Genomic DNA, 22,016 nt, shown 5'->3' with positions numbered 1-22,016 from the left:
GCACTCCCAGCCGGGCGCGAAATGGGGGCACCTCCCAGCCCGCAAGGGCTGGGGGAGCCGCGCGCTGATCCGACAAGATCGGCCGGACAGACCCTCGCGGCCGCCGCCCTCGCGCTGGCCGGCGCCGGCCTGGGCCTCGGCCTCGACTCGCCCGCGTCGGCGGCGCTGCCGACCGTCGACGTCGTCGACAACGGGCACTTCAATCAGGGCAATCGGATGCTGGCGTGGAGCTGCGAGAGCGGCCTGGTGCTGCCGCCGTCCGACGCGTTCGGCACGCTGGAGGGGCATCCGACCGCCAGCAGTTACGCGGGCTGCACCCAGCGCGTCACGGTCGAGCCGAACTCCACGTACCGGCTGAGCGCCCGGGTCACCGGGCCGTTCGTGTTCGCGGGCGTCACCGGTTCCGGCACCACGGACATCGCGCTGTGGTCGAACCAGAACGACTGGAACGAGCTGACGGGGACGGTCACCACCGGGCCGGACACCCGCACGCTGATGGTGTACTTCCACGGCTGGTACCAGCAGGGGCCGTACCGGATCAGCTCGTTGGAGCTGTGGGGTCCGGGGCAGCCGCGGAACACCTGCATCCCGCTCCCGGCCGTCGACACCCCGACCCCGTCGGCCAGTCCGTGCTACCTGACGCCGACCGCGACACCCAGCCGGACTCCCGCGCCGTCCACCAGCTGACGTCCGAACACCCCACGCACACTCCACCCCCACACCGACTCCGACCCGGTCGGGCATGGACTGCTACCCGCCGCCCGTCCCGTCCTCGCCGTACACCACCCTTCCTCGCCGTACACCACCCGTCCCCTCGGGCTCGCCCAACCTTCCGGCGGACCGGAATTGACGATGCGTCAGCCGCGCAGCGCCCAGACCGTGGTGGTCTTCACGGCCGCGTCCTCCAGGTCCGCGGCGACCGGGACGGCGTACTCGGCGAGCGCGGTGAAGCGTTCGCGCGGCAGGTAGGCGCGGCCCGGGTCGCCGACCACCACGGTCGCGCCCCGGGCGGCGGCACGCTCCAGGAACGGCAGGAAGCGCGCCGCCATCGCCCGCTCGTAGAACACGTCGCCGGCCAGCACCACCTGGCAGCCGTCACCGTCACCGTCCAGCACGTCCGCCAACTCGGCCGTCACCGTGACGCCGTTGTCCGCCGCGTTCACGGCGATCGCGGCCACCGCGTACGCGTCGATCTCCGCCGCCCGCACCTGCGCCGCGCCGCTCAGCGCCGCCGCGACGCCGACCAGGCCGGAGCCCGCCGCCAGGTCCAGCACGGTGCGCCCGGCGACCAGTTCGGGCCGGTCCAGCACGTGCCGGGCCACCGCGACGCCGCCCGCCCACGGGAACGCCCAGAACGGCGGCGGCAGTCCGATCTCGCCGCGCTCCCGCTCGGTGATCTCCCACAGCGCGATCGCGTCCTGCGCCATGTGCAGCCGCACCTCGGGCACGAACGGCACCGGCCCGGGCCGGGTGTGGGCGCGCACGAACTCCGTGTCGGCGGACGAGACATGACGGTCCGCGGCACTCCGCAGCGTGGTGGTGTCGTTCCCCATGGCGCACAGCCTAGGGGCAATGATCGCCACCACCGCGCAACCCGGATCCGCCACCACCCCGCAACCCGGATCCGCCACCACCGCGCAACCCGGATCCGCCACCACCCGATCACCGGGACGCCACCACACAACCACCGGGATGCCGCCGCACGATCACCGACTGATCACAGACCACGTACCGTTTCGATACCGAAGCCATGATGAGCTGCGGAAACGCTCGCTCCGCGGAGGGTGCCCGAGTACGATCCGGGCAGACGCCCCGGCACTCACGGCACACGCGTTGTGCCTGGCCAGGGGCGGCGGCTTGCGCGGGGGCGCGCCCGGCACCACACGCCGGTGCGCCGCGATCCGCGTTCACGGCACCGCGCGCCAGGGCAGTCGCGCGAAGCGGAAGGGCAGCGACTTGACGGATCGGCTCACCGGCGGCGACTCCTCACTGCTGCGGCGGATCAACGCCGCGGTCACCCTGCGGTCGTTGCGCGCCGGACAGGCCGTCACGCTCACCCAACTCGTGGGCGACACCGGCCTGTCCAGACCCACCGTCGAGGGCGTCATCGAAGGACTGCTGGAGTCCGGACTCGTCGCCGAGGTCGACCACGTCCAGGAGTCCGGCCGCCAACGCGGCCGCCCGGCCCGCTGGTTCCGGTTCCGCGCCGAGGCCGGGCACGTCCTCGGCATCGAGATCGGCGTCCACGACCTGCGGGTGGTCCTCGCCGACCTGGCCGGCGAGGTGATCACCAGCTTCGCCAAGCCGGTGGACGAGACGATGGAGGCCGAGGAGCGGCTCAGCCAGCTCCGCACCACCGTCGCCGAGGTCCTGAAGAAGGCCGGTGTCTCCCGGGACAGCCTGTGGGAGGTCGTCGTCGGCACCCCCGGCATCGTCGACCGCGAAGGCGTCATCCGGCTCGGCACCGCGATGCCCGGCTGGACCGGCCTCGACCTCGGCGCCCGGCTGCGCCGCTCGTTCCGCTGCCCCGTGGTGATCGAGAACGACGCCAACCTCGCCGCCATCGCCGAACACTGGAAGGGCGCCGCCGTCGGCAAGGGCGACGTGGTGTTCGTGATGGCCGGCCTCAGCCCCGGCGCCGGCTCACTGATCGGCGGCCGGCTGCACCGCGGTTTCGGCGGCGCGGCCGGCGAGATCGGCGCGCTCCACCTGCTCGGCCGGCAGGCCACCCCCGAACGCCTGCTCTCCACCACCGGCCAGCCCCTCGACCCGCTGGACGAGGCCGCGGTGGCCCGCGTCCTCCGGCTGGCCCGGGAGGGCGACCAGGTCGCCCAGGTCGCCATGGACCGCTTCCTCGGCCGCCTGGTGCACGACGTCACCGCACTCGTCCTCGCCCTCGACCCCGAACTCGTGGTGGTCGGCGGCTGGGCGGCCGGCCTGGACGGCGTCCTGGAACCGCTGCGCGAACAGCTCTCCCGCTACACCCTGCGCGCGCCCGAAGTCGCCCTCGCCGCACTCGGCTCCGAGGTGGTGGCGATGGGCGCACTGCGAATCGCCCTCGACCACGTCGAGGAACAGCTGTTCGCGGTCGATCCGCCGTCCCGGTAAGGCCGTCCCACGGAAGGCCGTCCCACGGCAGGCGGCGCAGCTCCCGGTCGCCGCCGAACCGGTCGCGGGCTCAGGTGTGCACCGGTTCTCGATCGGCCCAACTCATAGCTGTGCCACCCCTGTTCACCGGTCCGATTCGGCAAACAGGGGTGGCGCGGTCAAACCTTTGCCTGCGGCTCGTCAGGACGCGGCGGTGGCCGCGACGTTGGCGGCAGCCGGGGTGGCGACCTGGACGGCCGCGCCGAACTCGCCGAAGGTCAGCTTGCAGGTGTCGGCCCGGTAGGTGGAGACACCGACGGCCGCCGGCCGGCCCGCCGCCGCGTACTGGGTGGTGACCACCAGCACCGGGGTGCCCGGGGGGCGCTCCAGCAGCGCGGCCTCTGCGGTCTCCGCCACGCCCAGTTCCACCGAGCGGGACTCGTTGTCGACGCCCAGGCGCTCCAGCTGGCGCAGCACGCCGCGGGCACGGTCGCTCGCGTCCACCACCACGGCCAGCCGCGGCAGCCCGGCGGCCGGCACGTGCAGCGACTCGGCGGCGACCGTCACTCCCTGTACGATCCGCAGCCGGCGCACCGTGTGCACCTGCTCGCCCTCGGCGATGCCGAGCGTGCGGGCCAGCGCGGCGGGGGCGGCGGCAGTGGTGCAGTCGACGACCTTCCACTCCTGGCCGCGCGCGGACCCGGCCCGGCCGGACTCGCGGTCGCCGACCGGGATGCCGATGCGCGGGGCGGCGACGAGCGTGCCGATGCCGCGACGGCGCACCAGCCGGCCCTCCAGCTCCAGCTGGTCGAGCGCCTGCCGCAGGGTGGCGCGGGCCACACCGAAACGGGCCGAGAGCTCACGCTCGTTGGGCATGACCTGGCCGGTGGAGAACTCGGCGTCCATGGTGCGCAGCAGCACCGAGCGCAGGTGCCAGTACTTCGGCTCCGCAACCGCCGGAAGCGTTCCTTGCCCCACCGTGTCCTCCACCCTGAAGGCCGTCGGGGCCCGCCACTGCTCCCCGGTTCTGGCAGGTGGGGAGGGCGGGCTTTATCCGTCCTTCTTTATTAAAGGTCTTTGCAGTAAGTGACAGTAGGGGGTGCCCGTGGACATGGTCAAGACCAATCAGAAGGGTTCCTGCCGGGCACGGCGAACCGGTACGCAACCGCAACCCGGTACCCTCGCCGGGTGAAGAGTGTTTCCACGGTCAACGTCAACGGGATCCGGGCAGCCGCCAAGAAGGGCTTCCTGGAGTGGATCGACGACACCAAGTCCGAGGTGGTCTGCCTGCAGGAGGTCCGCGCCGAGACCGAGCAGTTCGGCGAGGTGCTGGCCCGGCTCGACGGCTGGCACGCGGTCTGGGCACCGGCCGCGGCGAAGGGCCGCGCCGGAGTCGCCGTCCTGTCCCGCCGCGAACCCGACGCCACCCGCATCGGCTTCGGCTCCGCCGAGTTCGACACCTCCGGCCGCTACGCCGAACTCGACCTCCCCGGCCTGACCGTCGCCTCCCTCTACCTCCCCTCCGGCAAGGTCGGCACCGAGCGGCAGGACGAGAAGGAACGCTTCATGGCCGAGTTCCTCGTCCACCTCGGCGCCCTCCGCGAGCGCGCCGCCGCCGAGGGCCGCGAGGTCCTGGTCTGCGGCGACTGGAACATCGCCCACCGCGAGGCCGACCTCCGCAACTGGAAGGCCAACCAGAAGAAGGCCGGCTTCCTCCCCGAGGAACGCGCCTGGTTCTCCCGCGTCCTCGACGACCACGGCTACGTCGACGTCCTGCGCCAGCACCACCCCGACCAGGAGGGCCCCTACTCCTGGTGGTCCTACCGGGGCCGCGCCTTCGACAACGACTCGGGCTGGAGGATTGATTATCTGATGGCCAGTCAGAAACTCGCGGCCACCTGCACCGAGGCCTACGTCGAGCGCGCCGCCTCCCACGCCGAACGCTGGTCCGACCACGCACCCGTCACCGCAGTCTTCGACTTCGGCCAACTCCCGTAGCGCTGACGGCAGATGGCGAGCGCCCTGGTGAGGCCCCTCGGTCACAGCCAGCTCTTCTCAACGGAGAACCAGGGCGTTCAGCCGCCCATCGATGCACCCCACCCCACACGGAGGAGGTCACACCGTGTGGGGTGGAGAGGCCGAACGCCGGTCGAGGAAACGACTCGCTCTGTAAAAAGTCGGATGAGCCTGCCTCGGTCCAGGCACCCGACACCGCCCCCACTGCGCAGAGCGGCGCGGTCCTCGCCGAGCAGAGCAATGAAGTGCGCCGACCGCCGCTGAGTCCGTTCCGAAATACTCCACCGCTGTCTCCTCACGCAATAGAGGGAGACGAGAGCACCAAGACCGCACTCACCTCGTGACCTCAAACCGGATCATCGAGTGGCCGTCGATACACCACTCCCTGGCGGACGTGACCCGGGACAGGGTGTAGCGAGCCGACCGTAGCCGTCCCGCCATACTTCTTCCGTCGTTGCTCAGCCCGGCCGTCTTCGGGCCCGGGCGGCGCCGGTTCGCCGCGCACCACCGCAGGAAGTACGTCCACTGCTCGTCGTAAGTCTTCGAGGTGCGCTCCGGTCGGGCTCCGGCCGTGTCGGCGGCGGCGTCCTCGGACAGGTCCTCGTCGCCCAGCAGCGCAAGCTGCCGGTCCGGCTCGTCGTCGAGCAGTTCGCCGTCCAGCACGTCCAGGTCGCCATCGTCGATGGCGGTCACCCGCGCGGGCGGCACCTCCACACCACACTCTCCAATCTCGGTCGCTGCAGTCGCTGTCCCCGCGCCCCTCCACGGTCCGCGCCCCGGCCGCGCGAGCGGGGCCGGGACGGGGCGACGAGCGCTCAGTCCTCGGGCCGGTGTTCGCCGGGTGCGCCGGCCGAGGCCGCGTGGCGTTTGGCGCTCCGGTCAGTTCGCGGGGGGCGGTGATGGTGGTTCGGCGGCGGCGGAGGAGGCGGGCGAAGCGGGGCAGGTGGCCGTTGCCGTCGAGCCAGGTGACGGTGAGACCTTGGCACGGGCAACGGGCCCGCGGCGCACTTCGGTGCGCACCACCGCCGTGTTGAAGGCGACCTTTGCCATCCGCAACGGCTGCTCGACGAGGCCCTGGTCGTCTACCCGCACGAGGACAGCGGCTGACCCCCGCTCGCGCGGGGAGGACCCGGCTGGCACGGCGACTGGCTCGGCCGTGTTCGGCTGACCCCCGCTCGCGCGGGGAGGACGCGCACGGCTCCGCGCCGCGCGCTGTGGCCCGCGGCTGACCCCCGCTCGCGCGGGGAGGACGCGAGTTCGCGATACGCCCTCTCCACGTTGGCCGGCTGACCCCCGCTCGCGCGGGGAGGACTTCCTCCTCTCTCTGCTTAGTGGCCCATGGCGGGGCTGACCCCCGCTCGCGCGGGGAGGACCGGCCCGACGAGGAGTGCCCGCGCAAGCTCATCGGCTGACCCCCGCTCGCGCGGGGAGGACGAGGATTCATGGCTTCGACGCCCGAGAGAATGCGGCTGACCCCCGCTCGCGCGGGGAGGACTTGAAATCGACGCCGTGACCCTTCCCGTTGCACGGCTGACCCCCGCTCGCGCGGGGAGGACGAGTTCGCCCGCCACGCGCGTCACCCCCTCGCCGGCTGACCCCCGCTCGCGCGGGGAGGACCTCTGGACGGCCTCGTCGTAGGCGAGTTGAGCCGGCTGACCCCCGCTCGCGCGGGGAGGACAGCGCGAAGCGAACGCCGACCACGAAAGACGCCGGCTGACCCCCGCTCGCGCGGGGAGGACCGGAAGCCGTAAACGAGATCGTCGTACTGGAGCGGCTGACCCCCGCTCGCGCGGGGAGGACCAGGAGGCCGTCCGCAGCATCTCTACCTTGCGCGGCTGACCCCCGCTCGCGCGGGGAGGACGGCGACCCCGGAGACCGCGTACCAGCCGGCAACGGCTGACCCCCGCTCGCGCGGGGAGGACGCGGTTCCTGCAACTGTCAGCGTGCCGTCCAACGGCTGACCCCCGCTCGCGCGGGGAGGACATCGCCGACTCGATATTCGGCGCGTCAGACAACGGCTGACCCCCGCTCGCGCGGGGAGGACCCCAACGAGGTGGCTGCCCTGCGCGAACGCGGCGGCTGACCCCCGCTCGCGCGGGGAGGACCCAGGATTCCGGCTGCCCGAGCATTGCCAGCGCGGCTGACCCCCGCTCGCGCGGGGAGGACGTGACCTTGCGGTACTCATGCCCGCTCTCCAGCGGCTGACCCCCGCTCGCGCGGGGAGGACCACCCCGGCTGCACCGACCCCGACATGACCGACGGCTGACCCCCGCTCGCGCGGGGAGGACGCCGCCGAGTGGTTGGCCTTCTCCACCACGCCCGGCTGACCCCCGCTCGCGCGGGGAGGACCCCGAAATGCCGAGATTGAATTTCGCGGCAATCGGCTGACCCCCGCTCGCGCGGGGAGGACTCCGCCGGTGCCGGACCGGCCGCCGCCGCCGGCTGACCCCCGCTCGCGCGGGGAGGACGGCAAGCACCTGTTCGCCATCGCCACCGACCGCGGCTGACCCCCGCTCGCGCGGGGAGGACGAGCCCGAGCTGGCCGACCTCCGCCAGCGCATCGGCTGACCCCCGCTCGCGCGGGGAGGACGCTCCGGGTGAGCACCGGCGCCGACGGCCCCATGGCTGACCCCCGCTCGCGCGGGGAGGACACGTCCGTCGTCGCCGCGAGCGTCAGATCCGCCGGCTGACCCCCGCTCGCGCGGGGAGGACCCGAACCAGGCGGCGGTCCGGTACAGCTCGATCGGCTGACCCCCGCTCGCGCGGGGAGGACCCTCCCTTGCACGCGATGGTGACGTGCACCAGCGGCTGACCCCCGCTCGCGCGGGGAGGACCGAGCCAGACCCTGGCCGCGATCGTCGGCATGCGGCTGACCCCCGCTCGCGCGGGGAGGACCGAACCCCGCCCCGCCGACGACGGCCCGCCGAAGGCTGACCCCCGCTCGCGCGGGGAGGACAAGCGGATCACCGCCGCGGCGATGATGTCGCTCGGCTGACCCCCGCTCGCGCGGGGAGGACATCTCCTGACCGCACGTCGGGCACAGGTGCACCGGCTGACCCCCGCTCGCGCGGGGAGGACCCTGCGACGCAATTCGCCGAGGTCAACCTCGACGGCTGACCCCCGCTCGCGCGGGGAGGACCGCGGTCAGCCCGTATTCGCGCCTCAGGTCCGCGGCTGACCCCCGCTCGCGCGGGGAGGACAGGGTCTGAGGGAAGTTCTCGCAGTGCGAGAACGGCTGACCCCCGCTCGCGCGGGGAGGACATCTGAGAACTCGATCATGGTCGGTCTGGCGACGGCTGACCCCCGCTCGCGCGGGGAGGACATGCCCGCAGCGGTGCCCGAGCTGTCGAACGCCGGCTGACCCCCGCTCGCGCGGGGAGGACGACCACTACGCCGCCGCCGCCATCATCGACGCCGGCTGACCCCCGCTCGCGCGGGGAGGACAACTCGGCGTCCTGTCGCTGGCCGCGGCCGAGCGGCTGACCCCCGCTCGCGCGGGGAGGACTCCCGCCCCGGCCGTGCCCGATCCGGCCGCGTGGGCTGACCCCCGCTCGCGCGGGGAGGACCCTTTTTGACCTGCGCTTTCTCTACGCCTTTGCGAGTTCTTGACCTTCTGCTGGCGCGGCCCGCGCTTGGGCGATGAGCAGCAGTCCGTCGAAGTCGACGGGCTGGCGTCGTTGGGGGCCTGCTGTTCGCAGCGTGAAGCCCTGCTCGTTGTCGGTGGGGTGGACGAGCACGGCGACTCCGTCCGCGATGCAGTGGCTGACGGATGTCCAGAGTTCTTCCCGGACCTTGGCGGAGATGGTGCCGACGTACAGCTGGGGTGTGACTTCCAGCAGCCATCGCGTCAGGGCCCCGCGGAGGTGGTCCGGGACGGCGGTCATCGACAGGACGGTCAGGGACGCCACAGCGGCTCCCTACCGATCTGTGGACAGTTCACAGAGCTTCTCCCGTGGAGTAATTGACGCCGCCGGGGACTGCTCCGACCACCGGGTCCCAGAGGTCGACGAGTTGCTCGTCCGGGTCCGGGACGGCGATGTCGGTGTCGGGCGCGAGCAGGCGTTGGACGTCGGTGACGATCCTGGGCAGGAGTTTGAAGAGGCGAAGCCCTTCCCGGAAGCCGCGGCGGGCTTCGGCTTCCGGTTCGGTGGAGGAGTGGAGGGAGAAGGCCAGAGGGATGGTCAGCTCGGCCTTGTAGAGGTCGGCGATGTCGTAGACGAAGGCCTGCTGGTTGCCGCTGTGAACGAAGCCGAGGGCGGGTGAGCAGCCGAGGGCGAGGATCGCGGCGTGGACGATGCCGTAGAGGCAGGTGTTGGCGGCGGACAGGGCCAGGTTGACGGGGTCTTGGGTGTCCCAGGAGTCGGGGTCGTAGTTGCGGCGGAAGCGTCCGATGCGGTGTTGCTGGGCGAGGAGGCGGTAGTGGGCCTTGACGCGTTGGCCTTCCATGCCGCGGAGTTTGTCGAGGTTGATGTCGGTGGGCAGGTCGGTGCCGCCGAAGCGTTGGCGGTACATGGCGACGGCGATGTCGAGGCGTCGGCGGTCGTCGGCCCAGGCGCGGGCCTGGCGTTCGAGCCAGGTGGTGCTGAGCGATTCGGGGAGGGTGGCGGCGTAGCAGCGGACGCCGCCGGATCCGGCGATGAGGACGGTGGTGCCGTGGCGGGCGAGGGTGGCCAGGGCGCGGGCGGTGATGGAGGTACCGGGTCCGAGCAGGACGCAGCTGAGGGCGGCGGTGGGGAGGTAGACGGTCTCGGTGCCGCGCTGGGCGGTGTTGATCTCGGCGCAGACACCGGTGTCGTCCTGGACGATTCGAACGAGGTCGAGGTAGAGGAAGGAGAGGGAGTCGGCGATGCGGGGCAGCATCGCCACGGTGGGTGCGGCGAGTTTGCGCCGGGCGCCGGCCGATGTGCCGGCGCGTGGACGTGGGGGTGTCATGGGGCTTCCCTGCGGGGGGCGACGCTGAGCATGCCGCAGCCGTAGGCCTTGCCGCGGCCGATGCCTTCGTGGATGCGGGTGCGCAGGAGGTCGGGGTCGGCGATGCGGGCGGTGCCTTCGAAGAGGGTGCGGGCGTGTTGGACGCGCTGGTTGTTCTGGCGGCGGTTGCCGACGGCGGTGTCCAGGGGGGTCGAGTGCAGGGTGGTGAGGGCGAGGCCGGCGGCTTCGGCCTGGCGGGTCCACCATTCTTCGGCGTGAGGGCCGTTGAGGGGGACGACTTCGGGGAGGCTGTAGAGGGCGCGGGTGGTGGCGCCGGGCTTGCGGACGGCGTTGGCAACGATGCGGTAGCGCACCGGCAGGCCTTTGCGCAGGGCGTCGAGGAGCGGGGTGAGGGGTTTGGCGGCGGCGGGGCCGTAGCCGGCGGGGAGTTGGGTGAGGTCGGGCTCCCGGTTGCTCTGCAACAGGATCCGGTCGCCGTCGCGGCTGGTCTCGGTGCGGAACAGGATGCCGAGGTGACGGCGGGGTTCGGTGCTGGGGATGTCGTCGGGGAACAGCGACATGATCCTGTGGTGGAGGTTGACGGCGTCGGCGCTGTCGCGGTGGACGTCGCGGTGGCGCTGGTCGGGGATGATGCGGGTCAGCCACAAGGTCATGCCGGCGAGCCTTCGGGACGGGGCGGGCGGGGGGCGAGGTGGGCGGCGAGGGCCTTGAGGTAGTCGGCGCCCAGGCCCTGACAGCGGTCGGCGGGCAAGTGCAGGGTGCGCTGGTAGCGGGCGCGGCTCTGGTGGGCGCGGCGCTGGGGGTGGAAGGACAGCGGGTCGTCGTTGACCTGTCCCACCGGGTCGCTGCCGTCAAAACCCTCGGTCACCGTTGCCAGATGGGTGAGGGGCCGGTCGCCGTGGAAGACCACCGGCACCGTGCCCGTCGCTCCCTGATGGGGGCGGGCCAGCGGCAGCTCCAGCAGGTGCTGCTGGACGTCGTCGAACTCGCCCAGTAGCACTGGCCCTTCGGGCGGGCAGGAGCGTCGGCCCAGGTACGGCGGCCAGAACGGCTCGCGCAGCGCCGCGGCACACGCCTGGAGGATGTCAGAGGGGCCGGTGAGCGCCGCGGTGAACACTGCGTCCGCGAGGTAGTAGCGGTGGGAGAGCAGCGTCGCCGCGGCCGCAGGGCGCTTCTTGCCCTCCGCGGTAGTCACCGTGTGCCGGGCGGGCAGGCCGCCGCCGACGGTGTGCAGGTCGCGCAGCCGCACCCCCGGTCGGTCGGCGCGCACCGTCAGCGACAGCCGGGCCAGGTCGCCGATGTCCTCGCCGCGGCGGCGGCCGAGCGCGCAGGCGAGCAGGCCGATCACTCCGGAGCGGGTGGGGAAGGGCGCGGTGTCGCGTTCGTTGAACTTGCTGCGCTCGCCCCAGGACTGCAGCGGGCCGGCCAGCCTCAGCAGCAGGCCCGCCTCACCGCTCACCGGTCCGCCTGCGGGTAGGCAGCGGCGATGGCGGTGTCGATCAGCGCGGGGAACGATGCGGCGCGCTCGCCCAGTTCCATCGGGCTCTTCGGGTCGATGCCGGCCCAGCCGGACGCGACGATGCCGCGGTTGCCGAGCAGCGTGTTCGCGGCCGCCGCGTACTCGGCCAGCGCGTTGCGGGAGGGCGCCGAGTAGCCGCCCTCCTGGCCGGCGCGCACCGGCTCCTCGAACGCGGCGGCGAACGACAGCGGCCGGTCCGAGCGCACCGCAATGTGCACCAGGTCGGGGATAGTGTGCGGCGCGGTCGCGGTCTTCTTCGCCTGTGGCAGCGACAGGACGAACGCCTCCACGAAGCCGGCCGCCAACTCCCTGGCGGCGGCCAGGTCGCCGCCGAGGTTGCCCGCGAGCTCCTGCAGGTCGATCGTCGCAAAGCGGTAGAACACGCCGGCAGAGAACTCGGCGTGCCCCATGTGCGCACTGCCCGTGGTGTCGTTCCAGAAGTCGGTCACGTCGTCGACGGCCGAGAAGTAGTCCAGCTCGATGTCGGTGCCGTGAGTGGTCAGCGCGTGTGCGACCTGGACCGCCCCGTCCACTCCGGCGTCGTCGACCTCCGCCAGCATCCGCCCGAACAGGTTGATCACCCCGTTGCGCGAACGCAGCACCGCATCCACCCGGCCCTTGGGCAGGACGCTCTTGTCGCTCGTCTTCTTGATGTCCTTCGCCGCCTCCAGCCCGGCCCGAAACTCCTCCGCGAGATCGGCGAGTTCGGCGACCGCGCTGCCCGGCACGTACACCATCGCGTTCGTCGTCACCGCCGCGCTGTCGCCGTCGACCTCGAACTTGATGCTGCTGCCCGCCGCCACGTGCTGCCCCGCCCGCGCCGCCAGGGCGCCCGGCCAGGCGCGTTCCTCCTCCAGCAGCCGCGCCACCCGCTCGCCGATCCGCCGCGTACGCAGCGCCGCGTCGCCCATCTGCTCCTGGAAGTAGGTGCGGGCCGCGCGCTTCCACGACTGGCTGCTGACACGTGTCCGTTCGGTTCCGCCGTAGGCGACCGTCTTCACCGAGTTGTTGTCGTCCCGGTTCAGGTTCGCGAACGGCACGCTCTGCACCACGTGCACGTCCACGAACCGCGCGCCCGTGTTCGACTTCGCCACCATGCTCTTCTCCCTCAAGTCGTTTTCATGAACCTGCATCGGTTGGGTGTCGCCGGCGGGCGGCACCCGGCCCTGCACCCGCTACTTGTCGCCGCCGACGTTTTCCGCGTTGTCCGCCTCCCGCGCCGCCCGCACACCCGACCGGTGCCGCTCGCGGTAGAAGTCCTGCAGCCAGCGCCGCTTCACCTCGCCCCCGTACTGGCGCCAGCCGGAAAGATCCCGCAGCAGAAGCGCCCAGTCCACCGGCGCGCCGGCCTCCCGCAACTGCCGCACCGCCCCCGGAAGGTGCCGGTGCAGGCCGTCCACGCTCTGCCGCGACAGCAGGTTCAACCGCGTCTCCGCCGAACTCTCCCGCAGCCCTCCGGACGCGACCGCCTGCGCGAACGACCGACCCAGACTCTGCCGGGGGCGCCATCGCGCTTCCGGCACCCCGTCCTCCGGCCCCGCCACGGCGGCACCCTGCGGCGCACCCTCGGCGTCCCGCACCGCCTCGACCGCCTCGGCCGCCCCGACCGCCCTGGCCTCCACGACCTCGCCCTCTGCGCCCGCGGGCACCGTGTACTGGCTGCGCCGCTGCGCGGCGATCATCGCCGCCACCGTGTAGTACGCCCGGTGCACGTCGTCCCCGGCACCGTCCGGAAGCCAGCGCGCCACGAACCGGTGCATCGACGGCACCCGGTCCAGGCCCTTGCCCGCACCGCGCCGCAGCGCCGACCGCACCCCCGGATCCGCCGCACACCGCTGCTCCACCCACGCCGTGAACGCCGCCTCCGGCCCCCTCTGCCGGCGACTGCCCCGCTGCGCGGGAACGCCGCCCCCCGCTGGCGTCACCAGCAGTTCCTGCTCGACCACCCTCACCGCTTCGCTCACCTCGCCACCTCCTTGCTCGCACCCCGACGGGCAGAGCCGCCCACCGCCGGGGCCGGGATGCTCTTGCGCCGGCCGCCGTACAACTCGATCCGCGCCGCCTCACAGGCCCGCGCGCCCCGCACCGACACCACCGCCCGCGCGGTCACCGCCTCGAACGCCTCCTCCGCCAGCCGCCGGAACACCACGCCCGCGCCCTCGAAGTCCCGCCTCCCGAACCGGTCCCAGAACTCCGCTTCCGCGGCCGGCCAGTACCGAGCACCCGCGTCCACCGCCCACGCGCAGTCCTTCAGCTTCGGGGCGTCGGTGAACTGCTGCCACGCCTTCTTCACCGCCAACTCCAGCCGCCGCCCGTACATCTCTCCGACCGCCCGCAACTTGCTCACCAGCGCGGCGGAGTCCGGTGCCCGGCGCTCCGACAGCCCCAACACGGGCGGCGTCGAGGCGTCGACGAACTGGACGTCCTTCGCCTGGCCGTCCTGCTCGAACCCCAGCGCCCGCACCCGCAGCCACTCCGAGACCTCCGGCGCCGTCCGGAACACCTCCGGACGCCGCGGCCGGCTCTCCCCCGGCAGCTCACTCAGCAGCAGCGCGTCCACATCCCGCCACAACGCCCTGCCCGAATCCGCCGGCCGCGGATAGGAGTTCCCCTCCTTGGAGAGCTGCCAGATCAGATACGGATCGCCCTCCCGCGCAACCTTCTCCCGCCACGCCCATGTGATGAACGCATCCCGCACCCGCCGCCCGTCCCCGTCCGGCACCAGCAGCAGCGCATGCTGCGAGCGCCCCGTCAACGACGAACACGGCCCCTGCACCCGCGCCGGCACCCCCAGCGGGTCGTTCAACTCCGCCTGCTCCCACGGGCACAGGTCTTCCTCCCGCCGCACCTGCCCGCCCGGCTCCACCAGATTCGCCAGCAGCGTCTCGAACAGGCTCGCCCCCTGCGGGTGGTACGACAGGGTGCTGCGCAGCGGCCCGGCCTTCGCGTCTGCGGCCTTCACCGCGCCCACCGTCCGGCTCGAACACCGGCCCGACGCCCCGAAGTACTGCCACACCAGCAGGTGCAGCACCGCCTCCGCCGTCTCCGGCAGCACCGGCGCGCCCGCCGCCACATGTTCGAACCAGGCGTGGTTGTTGCCCGACGGCCTGGTCGTCACCAGCTTGTCCACCCCCGCCGTGTTCGACGCGTCGCACTGCTGCGCCAGCCGCGGGTCCTGCAGGAACGGCCGCACCTCATCGAACACGTCGAACCGGTGCCAGTACCGGTCGAGATACGCGCCGACGGCCTCCACATCGAACCGCCCCCCGTCCTGGACCCGCTCGCGCCGGACCCCCCACAGCCCCGGCCCGCGCTCGTCCAGTCCCGTCACCCGCGCCGTGATCGCCGCCAGCACCCGGTACAGTCCGGCGAGAGCCGGCGGCAGGCCGACGGCGATCTCCTCGATCTCGTGCGCGTCCACCAGCAGCCGCCGCAGACCCACCGCAGCGGGACGCTCCCCGCCCTCCGCGAGCGGCGGCAAGCCCGCAAGCCACCGCACCGGGATCCACGGCTCGTCGACCAGGTTGAACACCGCTGGCGCCTCGGGCACCGTCACAGCCCTCTCCTTCCTCTTCTTCTCGCCGACCACCGGCTCCCGCCGCGATGCCGCGCGCTCCTCCTGTGCTTCTGGTCCTGCGGCGCCGTCCCGGGACGCCGCCGCAGCAGCAGCTTGCGGCCGCTCCCCGGCCGTACGCGGAGCTGCCACGGCAGCCATCCGCGGCAAGGTCGCTGCGGCCCGCCGTAGCGGCTCGTCGACCGTCCAGCCCCGCGTCACCCCGACATCGGACAGCTGCAGTTCCTGACCCCCGACCCGGCCGATCCACCGGCCCTCGCGGTCCTCGCGCAGCACCACCACCCGCAGGTCCTTGAGCATCGCCGTCCTCGCCCACGGCCCCACGAGCCTGTCGCCCTCCGACTCCCCCGCCACCCAGCCCGCCGGCAGCGGCACCGAATGCCGCAGCACCTCGACCGCATCCGCCCGCCCAACGCCCCGGCCCCGCGACCAGCCCGGCACCCGCAACCGACCCTCGCGATCCAGACTCACCCCACCCCCCGACCGCGCATACACGAACACCACCCGCGCCGTCTCAGCTCCCAACCGCGTCGCCAGCAACTCCTCCGACACCCCCTCGGGAGCATCCGTCAGCACCGACCAGTCACCGTCCACATCCCCCGGCGCCGGAATCCGCACCAGCTCCGCGAGCTGCGCCTCCGCCAACTCCCCCGCCTCGCGCCGCACGTCCCACCGCTCGAACTCCCGCCGCGCCGACTCCTCCAACCGCCGCCCGAAGTCCTCCTCGTACACCGCATCGACCAGCCCCTGCACATCCCCCGGCACCGCCACCGCCCGCCCGCCCAAACCCGCCAGCAGCGTGCTCGTCCGCACCAGCAACGACGCGTCGTACACCGACCCCCACGACCCCGGCACCCGCACCCCACCGTGATCCCCCACCGGCTCCAGCACCACCAGCCGCAGCTTCCCGCCAGCCCACCCCGGCCGCTCACCGCGCTTGTGCCGCCACCCGCGCCCCGCTCGCTGCAGCAACTGCGCCAACGGCGCCAGATCCGACACCACCAGGTCGAAGTCCAGATCCAGCGACTGCTCCACCACCTGCGTCGCCACCAACACCGAACCCGCCCTCACCCCCCCACCGCTCCCCTTCCCGAACGCCTCCTCGCACTCCCCCGAAATCCGCTCCCGTACCAGCGCCGGAAACCGCGAGTGCAGCAGCCGCAGACCCCCCGCACGCCCCACCAACCCGGGAAACTCCTCCCGCAGGAACAAGAGCGTCCGCTGCGCCTCCTCGACGGTCGTGCAGCACACCAGCACGCACCCGCCGCCGTCCACCACCGGCGCCACCAGCTCCACCAACGCCGCCCGCCGCGACCCCGCCGCCGGCGCGCCATCCTCGTGCACGTCCCACCGCACCGGCCGCCGCTCCACCACCAGCTCCCGCGCCCGGTCACTCTCCACCGCCCGCGGCTCGCTCACCCGCCCCGTGGCCGCGTCCACGAACAACCAGCCCGGGTAGCACGGCTCGACCACCGCCCGGTCCTCGAACCCCGCCCCGCGCCGGTACGCCTCCACCAACGACGACGCCGCTCGCCCCGTCAACGTCGCCGACAGCAGCACCACCGGCGCCCCCAACGCCCCCAACCACTCCAGCAACCGCACCAACAGGCTGTGCATCCACGGCCCGTACGCATGCGCCTCATCCACCACCACCACCTTGTTCGCCAACCCGAACAGCCGCAGAAACCCGTACCGCACCGGCAGAACACCCGTCAGCGCCTGGTCGACCGTCCCCACCGCCAACGGCGCCAACAACCCCCGCCGCCCCGCCCACAACCACTGCGCGGCCTCCGTCGACGTGCCCTCCTGCGAGGAGATCCCCCTGCTCTCCCGAACCTCCTCCTCGCCCTCCCTCGACCCCTGCGCCGGCTTGAACAGCGGGCTGAGGCGCGCCATCCCGTGCACCGGCATCAACCCCCGATCACCCTCGAGATTCCTGTCCGCGAAATCCCGCACCCGCCCGAACATCGCATCCGCCGTCGCCATCGTCGGCAGCGCGAAGTACAGCCCCCCGGCCCCCGACGCCCTCGCCAGCACCGACGCCGCGAACAACGCCGCCTCGCTCTTACCGTCACCCGTCGGCGCCGTCACCAGCACCAGGCCCGGCCCCGACACCAGAGCCGGCAACTCCCTCGCCAAACTCTGCTGCAAAGGATTCGCCTTCTCGAAGTCGAACATCTCCTCGATCGCCCGAGCGGGGAATACCGCCTGCCCCAGACCGGCCTCCGCCACCCACCCCTTTGCACCGGAAACCGCCACGTCGAAGTGCGCCCGCAACGCCCCCTCGTCCGCCACCCACCCCTCGACCGGAATCCGACCCTCGATCACCTCGACCTGGCTCACCAACCAGTCCGCCACCACCACCAGACCCAGCACCACCACCGCCGCCCATCCCGACAACCCCACCACCGGCACCGCACCACCACCGACGATCCCCCGCACCACCTCCGCGTGCGCCGCCCGCTGCTCCGCCCACCGCTCCGCCGTCCCCAGCCCGGGCAGGTACGCCGACGGGTGATCCAGCTCCTTGCGCTGCAGCGCCCGCTCGAAGCAGCCGTGATGACCACCGAGCAGCTGCGCGACCTGGTGCGCCGGCCACGACCGCACCCGACGTCCCTCTGCCGGGTAACCCCACCCCTGCAGCAGCTCCACCAAGCCCCAGTGCGTCGCCGCCTCGTGCCGCACAGACGCCGGGCTCGAGGCCTCCGCATAGCGGGGGTCGGATGCCAGCTTCGCGAACTCCTCCTCGACCAGCGCCTGGAATGACGGGCTGATCTTCCCCATGTCGTGCAACCCCGCCCACACCATCACCAACCGGCGCGCCTCGGCCTCCTCGACCCCCAGCTCCTCGGCCAGACGAACCCGCAGCGGAGCCCCCAGCACCGCATCCCACACCGCGCCCGCCACCGCGGCGGTGTCGAGAAGGTGGCAGATCAGCGGATACGCCTTATCCAGCCCGTCTTCCTTCCCCCACAACAAAATGTCGATACCGCAGAACGGGCGGGCCTCGAACTCATTGCTCATGCCGAAGGAGGTATCAGCCCCCACTGACAAACCGCGAGCCACTCATAGAAATCGATCATAAATTGTCAAATCTGATCAAGCTTGCGCGATTGCAGTCAGAATTACCGCCGATGTCGATGCACCGAGACCTCCAATCCGCGCCTAGCTCCTGCGTGTCGCAGTGCACAGCCAAGGCGATCGTCGATCCTCAGGGGTGGCTGCATCTACGCCCATTTCGCTTCCTGACTCCGCGCCGTCGTCAACTTGCGCACCACCGGGAGAGGGTGAATCGCCGGAGAGTCACCTGGGGGCAAATTATCGCGGCGACACCTTGGCGAGAGCAACTCCGTCCTCCAACCGCCCCGCGGCGGCGCAGAGTTGCTGCTGCAGTAGAAGATCGGACGAATTCAAACACTCACCCGATCGTCGAATGCAAGCTCGAAAATATTATTACCGGGCCGCTGGCTGCGGCCGCCAGCGTCGTAACCTCCGGTTGATCCTCGCCCTAAAGATGAGCCTGCCGTCGCATCAGACAGAAAAACGGCGACAGGGGAGAGGAGGGTGCCATGACCAATTGGTTCAGGCGCCTGTGGGAGGTGGTCCGAAGGGCGGCCACCACCGGGTACCCGGTGGTGGCCGCCACGTACTACCTGATGCGCGTCACTGAGACGGTGCTCCATCACCTTCAGTGAGCCCCCCGAGGGGTGCCGCCCTTCAGATTCAACAAAAACGGCACCCCTCGGGCCTATCGCCGACGCCCGATGCAGGTTGTTCGCTGGGGCTGCGCGACCCGGCTATCAGTCGTTCCTGACCATACGCCCGGAACCGTTCCTCTCACACGAGCGATCCCCTTGTTGTCCCTTGGCGGAAATGGGCTTTACCGCACCTTCGGCGCACAGAACCTTGTGACTGCGATAACCTGCCATCATCTTCGCTCACGCGTGGGTCTGCCCGTTCTGTGCGGAGCAGGAGCGGTTCAAGGTGCGTTCTCTCCGCGCAAGCGGAGGTCAACCAACTTCATAACTCGGCCACCCTCTTGAGTGAACACGTCCACACCGGTGCCCATCCTGTTCACGCCGGCAGGTGCGTACAGCAGTAGCTGAACGGCGAGGAGAAGGCCCGGCTTATGGTCACCGTGCAGGGACGAGTTGACTGATCCGGACGTCACATGGCGGCACACTCTGCTCTGTGCGTAACTGCCGGCCACTCCTGTACCCACCGATTCCCAGAACCCCTGGGCCATGGGTATGGCCGCCGAGCGTGTGCCAGGACAGCGCCGGGTTCTCGTCGCGCAGTTGGGCCAGGCATGCAGCGGCGAGGCCGAGCCGTCGATACCGTTGCTGAGTGTATGGCTGTTCGACCCAGCCGAGGCGACATCGAGTGCAAGTGCGGTAGTCGACCTCAAACACCGGCTCGTCGTTGAGATACGCGCCACGGCAGCGCCAAGTTGAGCGCTCTGACGATGGTGCGTCCTTCCAGGGGGTGCCCAACGAAGGTCCCGTAAAGCTTCCCTGCCGCCACCCGAACCGACGGCCTGTCAGCCAACGCGATTCCTTGGGGATCTGGTCGCAGTCCCAGCCCACCTGCGGTGCGCGGGAGATGAGTTGGCGGACTACTGCCGTGTCGTCATCAACGGTTTCCATGCCAGGCACTCTGCCCATGGTCCTGCTCCCCCTACCTCTACCGCCGCTTGCGCGTCAGGTAGTGGACTTCTCTTCAACTCCGGAAATACCTCCCCACGCGCGCGAAGGTCGGCCGGCAGTGTGTAGGGGACGCGGCCGGGGCCTCGCTGCGTGAGCGGGGGCAGGCAGGCGCACAGCCCCCGCAAGACCTCGCCGTCGCATCCTCTCGGTGCCAGCGAGGATCAGCCAATCCCCGGGGCGTGGCTGCCTTTCCCTCCGGCTGGACGGCGCGAGTGCTGCGCCCGTCCCCGTGACGGGCTTCGCGCGCGCCCGGGTGCTCTGGCACGCCCTGCCACCACAAACGGTCGCGTCGATAGGTTCGCGCGCATGAAGCTCATTTGAACAGGCCGAGTTCGGCCCGGCCGCCTCCGCTCCGCCGGATGCGACCACACTGGCCTCGCTCGCACCCGGCTCGCGTCGGGAAGATCGAGCGCCCCGGCGAGCCCACTCGCGGCGCGCTCACTCTGCTCGTACCGGAGACCGCCTCGCTATCAGGCGCCTGGAGCGACATATCCCGGTCCTCCCAGCGCGAGCTGAGGTCAGCCGCTGGCGCGGCGTATGGCAGTGTTGGCGTCCTGTCCTCCCAGCGCGAGCGGGGTCAGCCGGCGCAGGCCTCGAGGTCCGCACCGGCGGCATCGTCGTACCGCCGTGACACGATGCATCCGGCCGCCCCTTGACATCTGAACCTCCCTCAACAACTACGCACAGCAAAGAAAATACAAAGCCGCCGTAACGCTGCAGGTCGCGAAGATCCTCCCCGCGCGAGCGTGGGTCAGCCGCCGAGTCCGGACGGTCAGGGGCCCGCGCCGGAATCCTCCCCGCGCGAGCGTGGGTCAGCCGTGCTGTGCCATCGCCTGCACGTCCTGGGGCGTACCCTCCCAGCGCGAGCGGGGGTCAGCCGCTCTCCTACACCGCCTACCAGAAAACCAGCCGGTCTTCCCCGCGCAAGCGGGGGTCAGCCGCAACCGGCCGCCACCGCCGCACGGCAGCAAGCGTCCTCCCCGTGTGAGCGGTGCCCGGGTGTTCAGCGTGCACGCGCCCCTGCTGCTATGCATGGGCGCGTGCACGCTGAACACCCTGACGCGGCCGAACTCGCTGCCCTCCGCGAAGCCTTCGCCACGACCGAGGACTCCGCTCTCGGCTGGGCGGGAGTGCACGCCTTCGAGGCGGAACACGGCGTCGCCCTGCCGGAGCCCTACCGCACTTTCGTCGCCGAGATCGCGGACGGCTCGCGCCTCGGGCCGCCGCACTACGGGCTGGTGCCGCTCGCCGAGCTGCCGCGACTGGGGGAAGGGCCGACCGGAGCGGGTGCTGTCCCGGCCGTTCCCGCTCACTGAAGCCTGGCCGCGGGAGGACGACGAGAGCACTCCGGAGGAGGACCTCGACGAGGCGATCGAGCAGGTTTTCGACCGCGGCTCGATCGTGCTCGGCACCGAGGGCTGCTGCATGTACTGGCACCTGGTCGTCACCGGCCGGCACCGCAGTCACATCTGGCTCGTCACCGGCGAGGGCGCCCACCCGTTCGGCGCACCCTTCGGCGTGACCACGGCCGCTCCGGGCTTCGCCGGCTGGGCCGCGGGCAACGACTGGTTCGACGCCGAGAGTTGATCCGGAGTCCGTTCAACGTCCGCCCAACGTCCGTCCAGGGCGCGGCCCGATTCCCGCCCCCGTGCACGGCCACTCCAGCGGCCGCACCCATGGTGTGTGGCGCTCCCCCGCGCCCAACTCGCCGCGCCAGTACCGGTAGACAATGCCTCGGACGAGGCGCCACCCTCCCCCGGCGATCAGCCCGTCGGCCGGGGCGGGGCCGCCTGCATCGGCCGTGAAGGCGACCAGGACGGCGGGCGCGGCACCGAGTTCGCGGTGGACGCGGGCCGTTTCGGCGGGTGCCGGGGCGCGGAAGGCCGGGTCCTGGAAGGTGGCGGGGCAGGTCACTAACTCGGGGGCGTCGCTCCTCCCTGCGCGAGCGGGGGTCTGCCGTTGTGGGCGTTGCGCATTACGTCGCTGACCTTGTCTTCCCCGCGCGAGCGAGGGGCAGTCGCCGGCGTGGGCACCATCTCCTCCTCGCGTGAGCGGGGGTCGGCCGCCTCTGCTGAAATCGGCGTTCGCCCACAGCCGGTCCTCCCCGCGCGAGCAGGGGCCTATGCCGCTCCTTGATACCTGAAGCTCCACCAGTGGCCGGACATGGCAAAGAAACTGCAAA

13 protein-coding genes, 2 pseudogenes and 1 CRISPR repeat array are annotated in these 22,016 nt (G+C 71.7%); of the genes and pseudogenes, 5 read left to right on the top strand and 10 right to left on the bottom strand.

Features of this window, described 5'->3' with window-relative positions:
• A pseudogene (locus ACIHEI_RS28975) lies at nt 1-687 on the top strand (chitinase); the annotation flags it as partial.
• 170 nt (nt 688-857) lie between these two features.
• Here the strand turns inward: ACIHEI_RS28975 and ACIHEI_RS28970 are convergent.
• On the bottom strand, nt 858-1,553 hold the full coding sequence (locus ACIHEI_RS28970; RefSeq protein WP_392951234.1) for a class I SAM-dependent methyltransferase: 696 nt from the start codon (nt 1,551-1,553) through the stop codon (nt 858-860).
• Between the two features lie 403 nt (nt 1,554-1,956).
• On the opposite strand from ACIHEI_RS28970, the gene ACIHEI_RS28965 reads away from it, so the two are divergent.
• A complete protein-coding gene (locus tag ACIHEI_RS28965) occupies nt 1,957-3,108 on the top strand; it encodes an ROK family protein (RefSeq protein ID WP_396608737.1) in 1,152 nt (383 codons plus the stop codon).
• Nucleotides 3,109-3,288: 180 nt separating this feature from the next.
• Here ACIHEI_RS28965 and ACIHEI_RS28960 read toward each other — a convergent pair whose 3' ends face one another.
• Nucleotides 3,289-4,065, bottom strand: coding sequence for a GntR family transcriptional regulator (locus ACIHEI_RS28960; protein WP_396608736.1), 777 nt, complete (start codon nt 4,063-4,065; stop codon nt 3,289-3,291).
• A gap of 210 nt (nt 4,066-4,275) precedes the next feature.
• Between ACIHEI_RS28960 and ACIHEI_RS28955 the strand changes: the two genes are divergently transcribed.
• Nucleotides 4,276-5,085, top strand: a complete 810-nt coding sequence (locus tag ACIHEI_RS28955; RefSeq protein WP_396608735.1) for an exodeoxyribonuclease III — start codon at nt 4,276-4,278, stop codon at nt 5,083-5,085.
• Nucleotides 5,086-5,436: 351 nt separating this feature from the next.
• Here ACIHEI_RS28955 and ACIHEI_RS28950 read toward each other — a convergent pair whose 3' ends face one another.
• The 8 genes from ACIHEI_RS28950 to casA form a co-directional block, all read right to left on the bottom strand.
• Entirely contained in the window at nt 5,437-5,796 is a 360-nt protein-coding gene (locus ACIHEI_RS28950) for a hypothetical protein (RefSeq protein WP_396608734.1), read from the bottom strand.
• Nucleotides 5,797-6,203: 407 nt separating this feature from the next.
• Nucleotides 6,204-8,669: direct repeats of the CRISPR family, unit length 29 nt; unit sequence CGGCTGACCCCCGCTCGCGCGGGGAGGAC.
• A 21-nt stretch (nt 8,670-8,690) separates the two neighbouring features.
• Nucleotides 8,691-9,011, bottom strand: coding sequence for a type I-E CRISPR-associated endoribonuclease Cas2e (cas2e, locus tag ACIHEI_RS28945; RefSeq protein ID WP_396608733.1), 321 nt, complete (start codon nt 9,009-9,011; stop codon nt 8,691-8,693).
• Between the two features lie 28 nt (nt 9,012-9,039).
• A complete protein-coding gene (gene cas1e, locus ACIHEI_RS28940) occupies nt 9,040-10,035 on the bottom strand; it encodes a type I-E CRISPR-associated endonuclease Cas1e (protein WP_396608732.1) in 996 nt (331 codons plus the stop codon).
• Nucleotides 10,032-10,688, bottom strand: coding sequence for a type I-E CRISPR-associated protein Cas6/Cse3/CasE (gene cas6e, locus ACIHEI_RS28935; protein ID WP_396608731.1), 657 nt, complete (start codon nt 10,686-10,688; stop codon nt 10,032-10,034). The genes cas1e and cas6e overlap by 4 nt, the downstream gene beginning before the upstream one ends.
• A complete protein-coding gene (cas5e, locus tag ACIHEI_RS28930; RefSeq protein WP_396608730.1) occupies nt 10,685-11,494 on the bottom strand; it encodes a type I-E CRISPR-associated protein Cas5/CasD in 810 nt (269 codons plus the stop codon). Before cas5e ends, cas6e begins: the two co-directional genes overlap by 4 nt.
• Entirely contained in the window at nt 11,491-12,651 is a 1,161-nt protein-coding gene (gene cas7e / locus ACIHEI_RS28925) for a type I-E CRISPR-associated protein Cas7/Cse4/CasC (protein ID WP_392951553.1), read from the bottom strand. Before cas7e ends, cas5e begins: the two co-directional genes overlap by 4 nt.
• Before the next feature lie 78 nt (nt 12,652-12,729).
• Nucleotides 12,730-13,518 (bottom strand): type I-E CRISPR-associated protein Cse2/CasB, encoded by a 789-nt coding sequence (gene casB / locus ACIHEI_RS28920; protein ID WP_396608729.1) that lies wholly within the window; start codon nt 13,516-13,518, stop codon nt 12,730-12,732.
• Nucleotides 13,515-18,152, bottom strand: a complete 4,638-nt coding sequence (casA, locus tag ACIHEI_RS28915; RefSeq protein WP_396608728.1) for a type I-E CRISPR-associated protein Cse1/CasA — start codon at nt 18,150-18,152, stop codon at nt 13,515-13,517. Before casA ends, casB begins: the two co-directional genes overlap by 4 nt.
• A gap of 545 nt (nt 18,153-18,697) precedes the next feature.
• Between casA and ACIHEI_RS28910 the strand changes: the two genes are divergently transcribed.
• Entirely contained in the window at nt 18,698-18,823 is a 126-nt protein-coding gene (locus ACIHEI_RS28910) for a hypothetical protein (RefSeq protein WP_396608727.1), read from the top strand.
• A gap of 2,039 nt (nt 18,824-20,862) precedes the next feature.
• A pseudogene (locus ACIHEI_RS28905) lies at nt 20,863-21,421 on the top strand (SMI1/KNR4 family protein).
• Nucleotides 21,422-22,016 lie beyond the last annotated feature (595 nt).

The organism is Kitasatospora sp. NPDC051984 (genome assembly GCF_044593455.1).
In the GTDB taxonomy this organism is placed as follows: Bacteria; Actinomycetota; Actinomycetes; order Streptomycetales; family Streptomycetaceae; genus Kitasatospora.
This window is presented reverse-complemented; position numbering and strand designations above follow the sequence as displayed.